The following is a 15,078-nucleotide window of genomic DNA, read 5'->3' as shown; positions in this document are numbered from 1 at the left end:
CTAGAGGGCCGCGCTGCGGTCGCCGTTGACGAAGCCCAGCAGGGGTTCGTTGATGCCCTTGCCAAGCGCAAGCACCTTGAAAAGCTCTCCCATTTCCGCAGGGGAGACCAGTTTCTGCGCCGCGTTGGCGAGCGGCAGGTAACGCAGGGGGTCGCTCACCGGCGTTCTGGCCAGGATTTCGGTCAGGCCGCAGTTGAAGAGAAAGTTCGATTGCGTGGTGTAGCCCAGCAAATCCAGTCCGGCCTGGCAGCCGGCTTCGACGATGGCGGTAAAGTCGACATGTGCGGTGATGTCCTGCAAGCCCGGCAGGTAGAAGGGCTCGCCATGCGCGTGGTGGCGGTAGTGACACATCAGCGTGCCGGCATCGCGCTGTGGATGGTAATACTCGCGCCGCGGGAAGCCGTAGTCGATCAGGAGCAGCGCACCGTGTCCCAGAATCGCAGCCCATTGCGCCACCCAGGCTGGCGCTAGCAGTGCGATTTCACTCAGATAGCCGGGTGCCATCGCGCATTCCTCGGCCAGCGTCTGTGCATGTTCGAGCAGCCGGCCACCGGCCCGGCGATCGCGCCAGATGAACTGTCCATCGTTGACCGCGACACCGCGCTCGGCAATGCCCTCTGCGGTCCAGGTCACGAGATGGACCGGCATCGCATCGAGCACTTCGTTGGCCAGCACCAGTCCGTCGAAATGCTCGGGCAGATCGTCAAGCCAGCGTACGCGAGGCAGGTGATGCGGCGCACGCTGAGCAATGGTTTCGTGCTGGCGGGCGCGCAATTCACCAGACACTTCGAGGATCTCGTAACGCTCGGGGATCTGGCCGCGCCGGGCGAGTTCGAGCAGCAGATCGGCGGCGAGCTGCCCACTGCCAGCGCCGACCTCGACGATTTGCGGAGCAGTCAGTGCGAGCAGTTGCGCGACCTGCGCGGCCAGGGTCTGAGCGAAGGTCGCGCTGATTTCGGGGGCAGTCAGGAAATCTCCGCCAGCGCCAAACTTGTACGCGCCGCCGGCATAATAGCCTTGGCCCGGCGAGTAAAGCGCGAGGTCCATGAAGTGATCAAAGCCGATCCAGCCCCCTGCGGCTTCAATTCGCGCCCTAATATCATGGCTGAGCGCCGCGCTGCAGGCCAGCGCCTCGGCCGTCGGGACGGGCAGCGAGGCGGTGATCCGGGTAGTCAATGCTTCACTGTTCGCAAACTTCGAAGCGCACCTGGCCGTACATCTCGGGATGCGTCGTCGCCAGCCAATGCTCCGCCTCCGATTCGGCACGCGCCCAGGTGGCTGCGCGCAAGGGCACGAACAGCTTGCGGTCGCCGGCTTCAGGCCATTCGAGCGTGTAGCTGTGGAAACTACCGTGCCCTTGCAGGTGGATTCTGCGCGTCATACCCGGCGGTTCGCGATGCAGTCGGGCGGTCGCGCCTGTCAGCCGCAGCCGGTACCGCGGTCCCTGGCCCTGGTGCTGCACGATGAATTCCTGTTGCTCTGCGTCTTCGTCGAGGATCTGCCACTCGGCACAACCTTCGATGATCGCCCCGATCGGCAGATTCGCTTCATCGCGAATGACCTCGGCGTTAACCGAGTGGGTTTGTTCCGCCCGGCCTTCGAGCAGTTCGTGCCAGGGCAAGCCCTGCCGGGTCGGCGGTGCAAACGGAAGGGCGTGCTTGCCCTGGCGAATACGGGCAAAGAGCGAGGATTTCCGAATGTCTTCGAGATCAATCGACGGAAAGGTCGAGCGTGGGTCGGCACGAAAGTTGCCGGCCCCCATGTAGCCGACATTCCACAGCGTTTTCAACCATTCGGCGGTGTCGAGGGCAAGCTGCGCCAGGTGATCGTCCAGCTCGGCGCTATGCGCCTCGGTTTCACGCCGGAGTGTTGCTTCCCCGGCCAGCAATTCAGCCTCGCGTGCGCGCGTGCGCAGCAACTCCTGCAGCAGGACGCTGACCCATTCGGCTTCGGCAGCCGGAAGTTTGGCGATACGCTCGCTAATCATCATCAGATCGTCGGCGTCGAGGGGGGTGTCCAGATGACTCATCAATGATCTCCCAATGTCAGTTTTTTTACAGTTTACCGCGGCGTCGAGGGAAAGGCGCGTTTTTCGGAAGGCGGTGGCAAGAATCCGCTAAAATCAAGGCTTGGTTGCTTTCCTGATCGTTGGGATAGCATGGGAATGGGTGGGGGATGAGCGGAAAAACGATCCTGGTAACCGGCGCCGCCAGGCGGGTAGGCTGCGCCATCGCGCGCGAAATGCACGCGACCGGGGCCAATATCATGGTGCATTACCGTCAGGCTTCGGCAGCAGCCGAAGCGCTGGTTGCCGAACTGAATGCGCGCAGACCCTTTTCAGCCGCGTGTCTGCAGGCCGATCTGCGGGATCTCGCGACCTTGCCATCGCTGGTGGCCGGCACCGTGGACCGTTTCGGTCGTCTCGATGCCCTGGTAAACAATGCCTCGAGCTTCTTTCCGACACCTTTCGGCAGCATTGACCAAGCGGCCTGGGATGACCTGGTGGGCAGCAATCTCAAGGCCCCGCTGTTTCTGACCCAGGCTGCCGCGCCACATTTGCTGGCTGCGCGCGGTGCCGTCGTCAACATCACCGACATCCATGCCGAAAGACCACTCGCCGGTTATCCGCTGTACTGCGCAGCGAAAGCGGGTCTGCTGGGGCTGACGCGTGCCCTGGCCATTGAACTGGGGCCGCGGGTACGAGTGAATGCCGTTGCGCCAGGGCCGATCCTGTGGCCTGATGAGGATTTTTTTGACAGCACCACGCGTGCAGCAATCGTGGCACATACCTTGCTGGAGCGTGCCGGCTGTCCGCAGGACATCGCGCGAGCGGTACACTATCTGCTTGAAGATGCAACCTACGTCACCGGTCAGGTGATCAATGTGGATGGCGGTCGCAGCGCACATCTGTAATTCATCATGCGATTGGAAAGGACCCCTTTGGAACCGTCGAATACCCTGCTGCGCCTGAAAAAGCGCCTGGAGAGCCAGGCCGGCAAGGCGATTGCCGATTACCAGATGATCGAGGACGGCGATACGGTTCTGGTTTGCATTTCCGGCGGCAAGGACTCGTACACGCTGCTGTCGCTCCTGATGGCCTTGCGTGAGCGTGCGCCGGTCAGTTTTCGCCTGATTGCCATGAATCTCGACCAGAAACAGCCGGGGTTCCCGGTGGACGTGCTGCCGCGCTATCTGGCGAAAATTGGTGTCGAGTACCGGATCGTCGAACGGGATACCTATTCGGTGGTGAAGAGCAAGATTCCGGAGGGCAAGACGACCTGTTCGCTGTGTTCCCGACTGCGTCGTGGCATCATTTATCGTACAGCCAAGGAAATCGGCGCCAACAAGATTGCCCTGGGCCACCATCGCGATGACATTGTGCACACGCTTTTTCTCAATCTTTTCTTTGCCGGGCAGCTCAAGGCCATGCCGCCCAAGTTGGTCACCGACGACGGCGCGCATGTGGTGATCCGACCGCTGGCCTACTGCAGCGAAACGGACATCGCACGTTTTGCGCGCGGCATGGACTACCCGATCATCCCCTGTAATCTCTGTGGCTCGCAGGACAATCTGCAACGCCAGAAGGTTCGCGAAATGATGGCTGATTGGGACCGGCGCTACCCCGGACGCACCGAATCGGTATTTTCTGCGCTCCAGAAGGTCGTTCCCTCCCATCTGGCCGACCAGGCCTTGTTCGATTTCAAAGATCTGCGTCCCGGAGCAGAGCTGACCAGCATGGCGGGAGGCGATTCGGTATTCGACCCGCAGCCCCTTGGCGATGACTGCTCATCGCCGCAGCTAACGGGACAGGGAGTGTGATGCATGAGCAGCAAGGAAAGAACGCTATCGGTCGTGTGTGTTGCAGTTGCCGGAAGCCAAAGACTCTTCGAGAAACTCGGGGGTACCGAGGCCCTGCACGCCGTTGACCGTTACATGAAACGCATGCGCCGGGGCATCGATGGCTTTCACGGCCAGATCATGAAGGCCGGTCGGGACGACCTCACTGCCGTCTTTGCCAACGCCAATGATGCCTGCCAGGCGGCCATCGCCATGCAGCGGCGGGTTGCCGACCTGCCACCCGTTTCCGGCGTCCAGTTGGCGATCAAGGTCGGTTTTCATCACGGTGTCGTGATCGAGGAACGGGGTGAGATCCTCGGCGAGTGCGTGCACACTGCCGAATCACTGGCGGGGCTGGCCAGCGCCGGGCAGGTGTTGACCAACAGCGCAACCTGGGCGCTGTTGTCGCCGCATCTGCAGTCATCGACACGCCTCCTGAAAGACCGGTCGATCGCCGGACAACCTGCGCAACGGCAGGTCTTCGAAGTGCTTTGGCCCGAGCCATCGAGCGATGCTGCCAAAGTGGTCGTCGATCCGTACGTCCCCGTCAAGGAGCAGGAATTGCGGCTCTGCATCCGTTATCGTCGCTCTGTGAAAGTGCTCGACAAGCACCAGCCCCGCCTGCTGATGGGCCGTGATGTGAGTTGCGAGATCGCGATTCACGATCGTCGTGCTTCGCGCAACCACGCGTTGATCGAACGGCGAGGCGAGCATTTCGTGATCAAGGATACCAGTACCAATGGCACTTTCGTGACCATCAACGGTGAGCCGGAGCTGTTACTGAAACACGAGGAGTTGGTCTTGCGCGGCAGTGGTGTCATCGCTTTTGCCGCCCCAATGGGCAGTCCGGGTGCAGACATTGCCGAGTTCGAGCATCTTTGAGCCGATCTGAACGCTGTTGTTGTGCGTGCTTCTGCGTATAAGCTTCCGCGTGTCATCCGGACAGGCGACAGGCCGCACCGGCAATCGGCTCGAGCGCGACGGGCGATTACACAGGCATGGTGCGGGCGACGACCAGCAGGGCGACCTGCGCGGCCCCGTGCAACTTCAGCGTACGTGCCAATTCGTTCAGGGACGCCCCGGTAGTCATCACATCGTCGACCAGAAGGAGTCGCTTGCCGGTGAAATCAGACGTGCAGTGAAAGGCCCCGCGCACATTCCTTGCCCTTTCTCGCCAAGGCAGGTCAGCCTGGATGGCCGTGTGACGGATGCGGCTGCAACTGCGTGCGTCGATTGGAATCCGGCAGGCCTGGCTGACCGGGCGAGCGAGTTCGAGCGCCTGGTTGAAGCCGCGTTCGCGAAGGCGCAAAGGGTGTAACGGTAAGGGAATGATCAGGTCCGCAGCGCCGATTTCGCTCAGACAGGCCAACTGGCGGCCGAAGTAGCCTGCGAGTGCCAGACGATGGCCATACTTGAACGACTGCACCAGCTTGTCAATCGGGAAGGCATAGCGAAAAGCGGCAGACGTGGCATCGTAGTACGGTGGCCTGGCGAGGCAGCGACCGCAGACTTCGCCATGCAAGGTCGGCAGCGCACAGCGTGCACAGGCGGGCAACGGCGGTTGCGGCAAATCCGCCTCACAGGCTCGGCAGAGGAGGGTTTGGCCGCTGCCGGCGCCACAAAGCAGGCAATCCTGCGACAGCAGGCGCCCCCACGATCTGCGAACCAATCCGGCGCTTTGAGTTAAGATTGACACCTTCCAAGTGCTCGCAAGGAATTTGTATTGCCGGGCCTTAATTTACCCCAACCCTTAGGTTTACAGACCATGAACGCCATTCCTCAAGCCGCCGCGCTTACTCCCGAACACGCCGCTGCCACGGCACGCACAGCGCGCTGGACTGTCGCCGACGTCGAGGCGCTATACCAGCTCCCCCTGATGGATCTGATCTTTCGCGCACAACAGGTGCACCGTGAACACTTTGACGCCAACGAAATTCAACTCTCGACGCTGCTTTCCGTCAAGACCGGTGGCTGTTCCGAGGATTGCGGCTATTGCTCCCAGTCCGCACGCTACCAGACCGAAACCGGGCGCGAAGCCTTGCTGCCTCTCGACGAAGTCGTCGCCGCAGCGCAGGCCGCCAAGGACCAGGGCGCCTCGCGCTTCTGCATGGGCGCAGCCTGGCGGGGTCCGAAAGACAAGGATCTCGCGAAAGTCGGCGAGATGATCCGTGCGGTCAAGAGCCTCGGTCTGGAAACCTGCGTTACCCTGGGCATGCTCAAGGACGGACAGGCCAGCGAACTCAAGGAAGCCGGCCTCGATTACTACAACCACAACCTCGATACCGATGCCTCTTTCTATGGACAGGTGATCACCACCCACAGACACGCCGACCGTATCGATACCCTGGGCCAGGTGCGCGAAGCCGGGATCAAGGTCTGCTCCGGCGGAATCATCGGCATGGGCGAGTCGCGTCGCAACCGTGCGGCACTGATCGTCCAGCTTGCCAATCTCAATCCGCCGCCGGAATCGGTGCCGATCAACCATCTCGTCCCGATTCCCGGTACGCCACTGGCCGACGTGGCGCCGATCGATGGTTTCGAGTTCGTGCGTACCATTGCTGCCGCGCGCATCACCATGCCGTCCAGTTTCGTTCGCCTGTCGGCCGGCCGCCAGGCGATGGCCGAGGAACTGCAGGCCCTGTGTTTTCTGGCCGGCGCCAATTCGATCTTCTACGGCGACAAGCTGCTGACTACCGGCAACCCCGAGACCGACCGTGATCAAGTGTTGTTCGAGAAGCTTGGGCTACGGCCGATCTAGTCGCCCCGGTCGTCGATGAAAGCGCAGGCGCAGTTCGTCGAGCAGCGCCAGGTACAACGAAATTTTGCGCGGGCGGCGTCGACCTACGACGAAGTGGCGGTACTGCAGCGCGAAGTTGGCAGGCGCATGCTCGAACGCCTCGACTATGTGCGCATCGAACCGCAGCGGGTCCTGGATCTCGGTTGCGGCACCGGCGCCAGTCTCAGCGCACTGCGCGAACGTTATCCCAAAGCATTGCTGTTGGGTGTCGATCTTTGCGAAGCGATGCTGCAGGTCGGACAGGCGCAGCGCTCGCGGCTGCGCTGGTTGCTCCCTTTCCTGCGCGGCAGGCCGCCACCGCTGCTGGTCGCTGATGCCGCCAGCCTGCCTTTGTCAGAGCAGTCGATCGGTTTCATGTGGTCGAACCTGATGCTGCCCTGGCTTGACGATCCCCTGGCCGTGTTTCGTGAGGCGCATCGGCTGCTTGCAGTCGAGGGACTCCTGATGTTTTCGACTTTCGGGCCGGATACTCTGAAGGAATTGCGTACCAGCTTTCGCGATGGTTATGTCCATACCCAGCGCTTTACCGACATGCACGACTACGGCGACATGCTCGTCGAGTGTGGTTTTGCAGATCCGGTGATGGATGCCGAGGTGCTGACGATGACCTACGCGAGCTTCGACGACCTGCTCAACGATTTGCGCCGCAGCGGGTCAGGCTGTGCGATGCGTGCTCGGCGGCATGGCCTGATGGGACGATCAGCCTGGGCCGAGGTACGCGCCGCCTATCAGCGACTGGCGAATGCCGGACGGCTGCCGGCGACCGTCGAAGTGGTTTATGGACACGCCTGGAAGGTACCGCCGAGGAAGACCGCCGACGGGCGGGCAATCGTCCGTTTTGACCCTAAACAGCGCGTACGCTGATTCGGTCTGAAAGGGGCAACGGACACCGTCATCATCAAATCGCTATCCATCCCGTTCCATCCCAAGATACAATCGCAGGATTCTTTTCGCAGGCATGCTTCCGATCAAACACCCTCTCAGCACCCTTTCCGCTACTTTCCTCGTCGTGGCCAGCATGTTGGGTACGGGAATCCTGACCACGACAGGAATCATACTTTCTCTGCTCAAGGCGCCGGAGGCGGTGATCCTTGTCTGGGTGATGGGGGGGATTCTGGCCTGTTTCGGCGCCTTCTGCTACGGGGTCATCGTCAAGGCTTTGCCCAGGAACGGTGGTGAGGCGACCATCCTGCGGGAATTCTTTTCCCCAGTCCTTGGGGAGGTTGCCGGCTGGACGTCCTTTGTCGTCGGTTTTGCCGCCTCCAACGCGGCCACCTCGCTGGCCCTCGCTGCTTATCTGGATGCCGCAATGCCCCACCTTGCGCTGTCGCATGAACTGGTAGCCTGCAGCACCCTTGTCCTGGTAACCGCGTTGCACAGTGTCGTGGGACCGTCAGGCATACGAATCCAGACCCTGCTGGCCATCATCAAGTTTTCTCTCCTGGCCGGGCTCGGTCTTTATGGCCTGATGTTGGCCTCCCCCTCCGCGCCGGCCCATGTCGAATCGGTGTCCAGGATGGCGGGTTTCGGCCCCGACTGGGGCGTCGCCATGATGCTGGTCATGTTTGCCTACAGCGGTTGGAACGCTGCCATTTATGTGGCCGAGGAAGCCCCTAATCCGGGGCGTACCGTACGTAATGCGATGGTCATCGGGGCGATCATTACCCTTCTTCTTTATGTCACCCTCAACCTGGCGCTGCTCAACAGCCTGCCGACGACCGAAATTGATGGCGTCATCCCGGTCATCGCGATCCTGGTGAAATCGCTCTTCGGCACCCAGGCCTCAGCCTGGTTCTCCGGAATCGTTGCCTTCGCCCTGCTCTCCTCGCTCGGCGCTTCCGCTTTCATTGGGCCGCGGGTGCTGGCAACGGTGCTCTCCTGGTTGACTCCCCAGAAACCCGCCTCTTCGCTTCCTGCCGAGGTTGCTCCCCAGTTTTTTTGGCTACAAGCAGGGCTCTCCATCTTGATGGTGATTACCGGCACTTTTGAGCAGATCCTCACGATCATGGGGTTCCTTCTCGGCGTTTTCCCGGTCCTCTGTGTGCTGGGCATGTATCGGATCAAGGAACAAACGCCCGCTATCGCCCGCTATCTGTTTGCTCCCTTGTTTGTTGGCGTCATGAGCATCATCCTGATCCTGGGTGCGGTGCAACGTCCCGCGGAAGTGAGCATTGCACTGCTCCTGGTCTTCGCTTTTTCTCTCCTGCGCTTCGGCAAGTACCGATTCGCCTGATTTACTGACCGGTTTCTGGAGATTCCTGCCCATGCCTCGCTCGCTACGCTGCCATCGCTATCTGGTTCTGATCGGGCTGTTCCTGGCGTTGTCGGGCGCAGGATCTGCCGGTGCCCGTACTGCCGATTCGCTGGCCCGTGCCTACGCTGGCCTGCCGGACCCGCAGCAACCCACCTCGAACGATGTTTCGGAGGCCGGTGCGGCCTATCGCAAGACGGTGGACCAGTCGTGGATGGCATACCGCAATAGCATTGGCCAACCAGCGGCAAACTGGGCGGCCAAGCATGTCGCTGCACCGGCGGGCGGCACGGTTTTCTATCCCTTCGGGGGCCCGGACCTGGTGACGGTTGCCCAGTTATTCCCTGCGGCTGAGCGCTATGTGCTGGTGGCCATGCAGCCTGCCCAGCCGCCGGTGGACCCGTTGCAGTTATCGGAAACCGCTCGCCAGAATTTCTACCGGAAGTTCAGTGGCGAGTGGCGGAAGTTCGGCCGCCTTGGTTTCTTTCGCACCAATGATCTGGATGCCGATGCCCGCGACAAGCAGGTCAGAATAGGTCTGACGCCTATCTTGATGGCCTTTGCTGCCCGCTTGGGATATGCAGTGATCGAGGTGTCTCCCATTGCCCTGAGCCCGGAAACCGGCGAATTCGAGCCTCTCGTGAACGCGCGCACGGAGGCCTGGAACGCAGTCCGGCTGACCCTCTCGCGGGCCGGGAAAACCGTGCGGGTCGATTATGTGCGCATGGATCTTTCCAATTCCTACCTGGAATCCCACGAATTGTCGCGGGTCTGGATAACGCGCATGGCGCGCCATCCGGTTCTTCTCAAGGCCGCCTCCCATTTGCCCCAGAATGCCGCTTTCTCGATCATACGGGATGCGCTGGTGACTAATACCCCACTACTCGTGCAGGATGAAACCGGCGTTGACTATCGCGAGCTGGGCAAGATCGGCGACGTGGCGCTGTATGGCCATTTCGAGCGGCCTCATCCCTTGTTCAATCCGAAGTCCCAGCAATCCTTGGCGGCCGCCTATCGTGTCAGCAAGGCCAGCGGCGAACTCCCCTTTTCGTTTAGTTACCAGAAGGGCAGCAACCAGCGATGTCTCCAGGTGGTTCGGCGGCGGGCCGTGGGAACTACGGCACAAGCTTACTGAAGACCCGGCAATTCACTTTGATTGGTGGAACTGCTCACTGATCGGTCAATCACCCAGGGATACTCCTCATGCGTTGCTTTCTTGCCCTCTTCGCCCTGCTGATGGTCGCTGCCGCGCCAGCGTCTGCCCAGAACCGGACGGATTTGCAGCCCCTGCCGGCAGTCCCGCCGCCACCGCCGGAGATGGCTCCTCTGGATGCGGCATTGGAACCCGAGGTGACGATCATCAAACGCGAAGGTGATACCGTCGAGGAACACCGGATCAAGGGCAAACTCTACAAGATCAAGGTGACACCGGCGCACGGCGTTCCCTACTACCTGGTTGACCGGGAAGGTGACGGAAACTTCAGCAGGGAGACCATGGGAGTTCCCGATGTCAGTGTCCCGACCTGGGTGATCGGGACTTTCTGACGGTTCGCCCGTTCCTGCGGTCGCCAACCTGCGCTTGAACGCCGTGTCGGTGTTCACCCCGCTGAGTGCCGAGCAAGCGGCAGTCTGGCTTGAGGACTACGCAGTGGGCACCCTGAAGACACTCGCCGGCATTGCCGAGGGCGTCCAGAACACCAACTTCTTTCTCGACACGACGCTGGGCCGTTACGTACTGACCATTTTCGAGCAGGCGCCGGGTGAGCAACTCTCTTTCCACATGCAATTGCTGGCGCACCTGGCTGGGCGGGGCATTCCCTGTCCGGCGCCTGTTGCCAACCGCCGTCACGAGTACGTCGGCCCACTCCAGGGCAAGCCGGCAGTCCTCGTCAGCCGGTTGCCGGGGCGCGCCGAGAGCGACCCGAACCTGGCACAATGCGCGGCGATCGGTGGCATGCTTGCCGAGCTGCATATCGCCGCGCAGACCTGCCCGGACCAGTCGGCGCATCAACGCGATGGCGCCTGGTGCGCGCGCGTTGCCGTACAGATCGAGCCCTGGCTGGATCGGGACGATGCCGAACTGTTAGGTGACGAAGTGCGCTATCAGCAGCGCGCGCGGCCGATGAACCTGCCGCGCGGCATCATCCATGCCGATCTGTTTCGCGACAACGTTCTCTTTGTCGGCGACCAGGTGAGCGGCCTGCTCGACTTTTATTTTGCGGGTGTCGACGACCTGCTGTTCGATCTGGCGGTGACCGTTAACGACTGGTGTGCCACTGCGACTGGCGGGCTCGACAGCGAACGTTGCGCCGCACTGCTTGCCGCTTATGGCCGGCGGCGTCCATTGCTGGCCAATGAACAGGCCGCCTGGCCAACCCTGTTGCGCGCAGCTGCACTGCGTTTCTGGACCTCGCGCCTGTACGATCACCACCTGCCACGATCCGGCGAACTGGTCATCAAACGCGATCCGGGTGCCTACCGTAGCATCCTGCTGGCGCGGCGCACACTGGACCGTCACGACGGCCAGCTTGCTGCGGCCGCACAGGGCGGCTAGCATCAGCGCCCTTCAGGTCCGCACCGACATGGTCAAGGAAACCTTCCCGATCCCCGCGCCGATGTTCAACGGTGCCAGCCGCCGCGTCGATGTCGGCAATGTCTTCGACTGGTTCAGACAGGGTTGGGTGATCTTCCTCGCCAATCCGGGGGTCTGGATGGCGATGACGGTCATCCTGATCGTCATCCTGTCTGGCCTGGCGATCGTTCCCTGGTTTGCCGGGCTCGCGGCTTGTCTGCTGACCCCCCTGCTGGCTGCCGGCCTCTTGCTTGCCTGCAGGAAGGTCGAGCGCAATGAGACACTCGAAATCCGTGATCTTTTCGCCGCTTTCCAGAGCCACTCCGGTGGCCTGGCGGTGCTCGGCGTGTTTTACATGCTGGCCATGCTCGGTGGAGGGCTGCTGGGTGCGCCGTCGTCGCTGCTGCTCGGCGTGCCGATCACCCTGTCGATTGGGTTCGCATCGGCGCTACTGGTCTTCAACAGACTGCCGCCGGTCGACGCGCTCAAGGCGAGCTGCCATGCCTGCCTCAGGAACTTCCTGGTTTTTCTGGTCTACGGTCTGATCAGTCTGATACTCTGCTTCTTCGCTGCGTTGCCCATCGGGCTCGGCTTCCTGGTCCTCGGGCCGGTGCTTGCCGGTTCGGTGTATGCCTCCTATCGTGATATTTTCATTGCCGTCTGAGCGACCTGATGACATGCAAGCACTGACTCTTCCTGCTGCCCAAGGCTGGCGCTGGCTGGCCGATGGTTTTCGGATCTTTCGCAAGAATCACCTGATGCTCACTTTTCTGGTCGTCAGTTATTGGGTGTTGATGGCTCTGGTGAATATCATCCCGGTGCTCGGCACAGTGGCGACGACGCTGTGCATCCCGGCCTTTTCGGTCAGTCTGATGAATGCCTGCCGCCGCATCGAGCAAGGTGCGCCCCTCTCCCTGCAGCTCCTGTTCTCGGGTTTTGCCAGCAACCTGCGCGGCCTGCTGGTCCTGGGCGCCCTCTATCTGGCGGCAACGGTCGGAATCCTCGCCATTTCGGCGCTCGCCGACGGCGGTGCGCTGATGGCCATGATGCTGGCCGGTCAGAAACCTGCTGAGGGAGTGGTCAACGATGGCAGCCTGCTGCTGGCCACCCAGATCGCGCTACTCTTCCTGTGTCCGCTGATGATGGCCTATTGGTATGCGCCGGTACTCGCCGGCTGGCATGGCTTGCCGCCGGCCAAGGCGCTCTTCTTCAGTTTCGTCGCCTGCCTGCGCAACTGGCGCGCCTTTCTGGTTTATTCATTGGCCATCGCGGTGGTCGCGACATTGCTACCCGGGCTTTTCATCGGCATTCTGGCGACCCTGCTGCCCGGCAGCGCCGCGCTGCTGGCGGTGGTGATGACGGTATTGCTGATCCTCGTTCTTGCACCAACGCTGTTTGCCAGCTTTTATATCAGTTACCGCGATGTTTTCGTCACCATTGAAGACCATGCCTGATCGCCCCGGCGACCGGCCCCTGGGAATTTTTGGTGGCACTTTTGACCCGGTTCATTACGGTCACCTGCGTCTTGCCGAAGAGGCCGCCGAGGGTCTCGACCTTGCCGGCGTGCGCTGGATTCCCGCCGGTCAGCCGGCGCTGCGCAGCCGGCCGCACGTGAACGCGCGACAGCGCCTGGCGATGGTGCGCCTGGCGACTGCCGACAACCCGCGCTTCTCGGTCGATGCCGCCGAGGTCGAAGCGGATCGGCCAAGTTACACCGTGCCAACCCTGGAACGCTTGCGCCAGGTCGATCAGTGCGGGAGGCAACGGCCACTGGTGCTGCTGGTAGGTGCCGACGCCTTTGCCGGCCTGCCCGGTTGGCATCGCTGGCGGTCGTTGTTCGATCTGGCGCACCTCGCGGTTGCACAGCGTCCTGGGTTTCCGATCGAGGATGCCTGCCTGCCGGCCGATCTGGCGAGCTGCTATCACGACCGCTTCTCGGCCAGCCCGGCAGCACTGGCCGAATCGCCTGCCGGACGTATCGTCACCTTCACGATGAGCCAGTTGGCAATCTCGGCGACACAGATTCGCGGCCTGCTGACCAAAGGCCACAGTTCCCGCTACTTGCTGCCCGACGAAGTCATCGCTTATATTCAAACCGAACACCTTTACCCGGAGTGCTGATTTGCCCATACCATTGCCCCAACTGGAAAAACTCGTCGTCGATGCGCTCGAAGACATCAAGGGCCGTGATATCGAGGTCATCGATACCCGTCGCCTGACCGCACTCTTCGACCGCATGGTCATTGCCTGTGGCGACTCGAACCGTCAGGTGAAATCGCTGGCCCAGAACGTTCAGGACAAGGTCCGCACTGCCGGCGGGCAGGTCCTCTCCTGCGAAGGCGAGGCCGTTGGCGAGTGGGTGCTGATCGATCTCGGCGACATCATCGTGCATGTCATGCAACCGGCGGTTCGCAGCTATTACAAGCTGGAAGAATTGTGGGGTGGCAAGGGACCTTTGCGCGTGCAACGGATCGCCGTCGAGACTGCGCTTACCGGTGAGGAATGAAACTCGCCATCCTCGCGGTCGGCCACAAACCGCCCGCATGGGTGGCCCAGGGGTGCGCCGAGTACGTCAAGCGCATGCCGCGCGAATTGCCTCTGTCGATCGTCGAAGTCAAACCGGAACCGCGGGGATCGAAAAGTCGCGAACAATTGCTCGCCGCCGAGAAGGTCCGCCTGCTGACCGCCCTGCAGGGTTATCAGCGAATGGTCATCCTTGACGAGCGTGGCGTTGATCTGCCAACGCTGCAGCTCGCCGATCGCCTGGCTCGCTGGATGCATTCCGGGGGTGCGACAGCCTTCGTCATCGGTGGTGCCGATGGCATCGACGAAGCCTTGAAACGACAGGCCGACGAAGCGATCCGTTTGTCGAGCCTGACCCTGCCGCATGCCCTGGCGCGGCTGATTCTTTGCGAACAGCTTTATCGCGCGATCAGCATCGTCCGCAATCATCCTTACCACAGGGAGGGTTGATGTCCGTCGAGATGCCGTATCTGCGCCTGCATCTGGCTTCGCGCAGCCCACGTCGGTGCGAACTGCTGACGCAAATCGGCGTTGCTTTCGATCTCATCGTGCCACGCAATGCACCCCGTGACGACCCTGCCCTGGACGAAACGCCGCTGCCCGGCGAGAACCCGACGAGCTACGTCGAGCGTATCGCTCGCAGCAAGGCGGAACACGGCGGTCGTGTTGTCCGTTGGCGAAAACTCTCTCCGCAACCGGTTCTGGCCGCGGACACCACGGTCGAACTGGCCGGCGAACTGATCGGCAAACCGCGTGACGCCGAGGATGCCAGGCGTATCCTGAAGCGCCTTTCCGGCCATACGCATCGAGTCCTGACGGCAGTAGCCATCGCCTTCGGGGAGGGCATCGAACTGGCCCTGTCGATCAGCGAGGTGCGCTTTCGCCTTCTCGATGATGACGAGATTGGTCACTATGTCGCCAGCGGTGAACCGATGGACAAGGCCGGCGCTTACGGCATCCAGGGGCGTGCCGGCATGTTCATCGAGTATCTGGCCGGCAGCTACAGCGGCGTGATGGGTCTGCCGCTGTGCGAAACGGCACAGTTGCTGAAACGCTTCGGTTTCAGACTGTAAGCAACGCTTTTCGAAGATCGGGAAT

18 protein-coding genes are annotated in these 15,078 nt (G+C 61.7%); 15 read left to right on the top strand and 3 right to left on the bottom strand.

The genetic code is table 11. The annotated features are described in order from the left end of the window. Entirely contained in the window at positions 1 to 1,176 is a 1,176-nt protein-coding gene (locus tag V5B39_RS00990; protein ID WP_332340695.1) for a class I SAM-dependent methyltransferase, read from the bottom strand. A gap of 4 nt (positions 1,177 to 1,180) precedes the next feature. Beyond that, entirely contained in the window at positions 1,181 to 2,029 is an 849-nt protein-coding gene (locus tag V5B39_RS00985; RefSeq protein ID WP_332340693.1) for a hypothetical protein, read from the bottom strand. Between the two features lie 146 nt (positions 2,030 to 2,175). On the opposite strand from V5B39_RS00985, the gene V5B39_RS00980 reads away from it, so the two are divergent. From V5B39_RS00980 to V5B39_RS00970, 3 genes are read left to right on the top strand one after another with little or no spacing between them, the layout of a single operon-like run. After that, positions 2,176 to 2,913 carry a pteridine reductase gene (locus V5B39_RS00980; protein ID WP_332340691.1) on the top strand — a complete coding sequence of 246 codons (738 nt, stop codon included), beginning with the start codon at positions 2,176 to 2,178 and terminating at the stop codon, positions 2,911 to 2,913. Positions 2,914 to 2,940: 27 nt separating this feature from the next. After that, positions 2,941 to 3,819 carry a tRNA 2-thiocytidine(32) synthetase TtcA gene (gene ttcA / locus V5B39_RS00975; protein WP_332340689.1) on the top strand — a complete coding sequence of 293 codons (879 nt, stop codon included), beginning with the start codon at positions 2,941 to 2,943 and terminating at the stop codon, positions 3,817 to 3,819. A gap of 3 nt (positions 3,820 to 3,822) precedes the next feature. Further along, positions 3,823 to 4,719, top strand: coding sequence for an adenylate/guanylate cyclase domain-containing protein (locus V5B39_RS00970; protein WP_332340688.1), 897 nt, complete (start codon positions 3,823 to 3,825; stop codon positions 4,717 to 4,719). Between the two features lie 106 nt (positions 4,720 to 4,825). On the opposite strand, the gene V5B39_RS00965 is transcribed toward V5B39_RS00970, so the two are convergent. Further along, positions 4,826 to 5,533, bottom strand: a complete 708-nt coding sequence (locus tag V5B39_RS00965; protein WP_332340687.1) for a ComF family protein — start codon at positions 5,531 to 5,533, stop codon at positions 4,826 to 4,828. A gap of 69 nt (positions 5,534 to 5,602) precedes the next feature. Here V5B39_RS00965 and bioB point away from each other — a divergent pair, with 69 nt between their 5' ends. From bioB to V5B39_RS00905, 12 genes are all read left to right on the top strand, one after another. Continuing rightward, complete coding sequence (gene bioB, locus V5B39_RS00960) at positions 5,603 to 6,595, top strand: biotin synthase BioB (protein WP_332340686.1); 993 nt, start codon at positions 5,603 to 5,605, stop codon at positions 6,593 to 6,595. 15 nt (positions 6,596 to 6,610) lie between these two features. Next, positions 6,611 to 7,498, top strand: coding sequence for a malonyl-ACP O-methyltransferase BioC (gene bioC / locus V5B39_RS00955; RefSeq protein ID WP_332340685.1), 888 nt, complete (start codon positions 6,611 to 6,613; stop codon positions 7,496 to 7,498). Between the two features lie 94 nt (positions 7,499 to 7,592). Then, the gene (locus tag V5B39_RS00950) at positions 7,593 to 8,867 is read left to right on the top strand and encodes an amino acid permease (protein WP_332340684.1); all 1,275 of its coding nucleotides are present in this window, start codon (positions 7,593 to 7,595) and stop codon (positions 8,865 to 8,867) included. A gap of 31 nt (positions 8,868 to 8,898) precedes the next feature. After that, positions 8,899 to 10,020: a hypothetical protein gene (locus tag V5B39_RS00945; RefSeq protein ID WP_332340683.1), complete on the top strand. Its 1,122-nt coding sequence runs from the start codon at positions 8,899 to 8,901 to the stop codon at positions 10,018 to 10,020. A gap of 68 nt (positions 10,021 to 10,088) precedes the next feature. Further along, positions 10,089 to 10,430, top strand: coding sequence for a DUF2782 domain-containing protein (locus tag V5B39_RS00940; RefSeq protein WP_332340681.1), 342 nt, complete (start codon positions 10,089 to 10,091; stop codon positions 10,428 to 10,430). A gap of 43 nt (positions 10,431 to 10,473) precedes the next feature. Beyond that, positions 10,474 to 11,439 (top strand): homoserine kinase, encoded by a 966-nt coding sequence (locus V5B39_RS00935; RefSeq protein WP_332340812.1) that lies wholly within the window; start codon positions 10,474 to 10,476, stop codon positions 11,437 to 11,439. A 28-nt stretch (positions 11,440 to 11,467) separates the two neighbouring features. Continuing rightward, a complete protein-coding gene (locus tag V5B39_RS00930) occupies positions 11,468 to 12,121 on the top strand; it encodes a DUF2189 domain-containing protein (protein WP_332340679.1) in 654 nt (217 codons plus the stop codon). Between the two features lie 13 nt (positions 12,122 to 12,134). Beyond that, positions 12,135 to 12,911, top strand: coding sequence for a BPSS1780 family membrane protein (locus V5B39_RS00925; protein ID WP_332340677.1), 777 nt, complete (start codon positions 12,135 to 12,137; stop codon positions 12,909 to 12,911). Further along, a complete protein-coding gene (nadD, locus tag V5B39_RS00920; RefSeq protein WP_332340676.1) occupies positions 12,904 to 13,578 on the top strand; it encodes a nicotinate-nucleotide adenylyltransferase in 675 nt (224 codons plus the stop codon). Before V5B39_RS00925 ends, nadD begins: the two co-directional genes overlap by 8 nt. A gap of 7 nt (positions 13,579 to 13,585) precedes the next feature. Continuing rightward, the gene (gene rsfS / locus V5B39_RS00915) at positions 13,586 to 13,963 is read left to right on the top strand and encodes a ribosome silencing factor (RefSeq protein WP_332340811.1); all 378 of its coding nucleotides are present in this window, start codon (positions 13,586 to 13,588) and stop codon (positions 13,961 to 13,963) included. Beyond that, positions 13,960 to 14,430, top strand: a complete 471-nt coding sequence (gene rlmH / locus V5B39_RS00910; RefSeq protein WP_332340675.1) for a 23S rRNA (pseudouridine(1915)-N(3))-methyltransferase RlmH — start codon at positions 13,960 to 13,962, stop codon at positions 14,428 to 14,430. Before rsfS ends, rlmH begins: the two co-directional genes overlap by 4 nt. Next, positions 14,430 to 15,053: a Maf family protein gene (locus V5B39_RS00905; protein WP_332340674.1), complete on the top strand. Its 624-nt coding sequence runs from the start codon at positions 14,430 to 14,432 to the stop codon at positions 15,051 to 15,053. The genes rlmH and V5B39_RS00905 overlap by 1 nt, the downstream gene beginning before the upstream one ends. Positions 15,054 to 15,078 lie beyond the last annotated feature (25 nt).

Origin of the sequence: Accumulibacter sp., assembly GCF_036625275.1 — a bacterium.
GTDB lineage: Bacteria > Pseudomonadota > Gammaproteobacteria > Burkholderiales > Rhodocyclaceae > Accumulibacter.
This window is presented reverse-complemented; position numbering and strand designations above follow the sequence as displayed.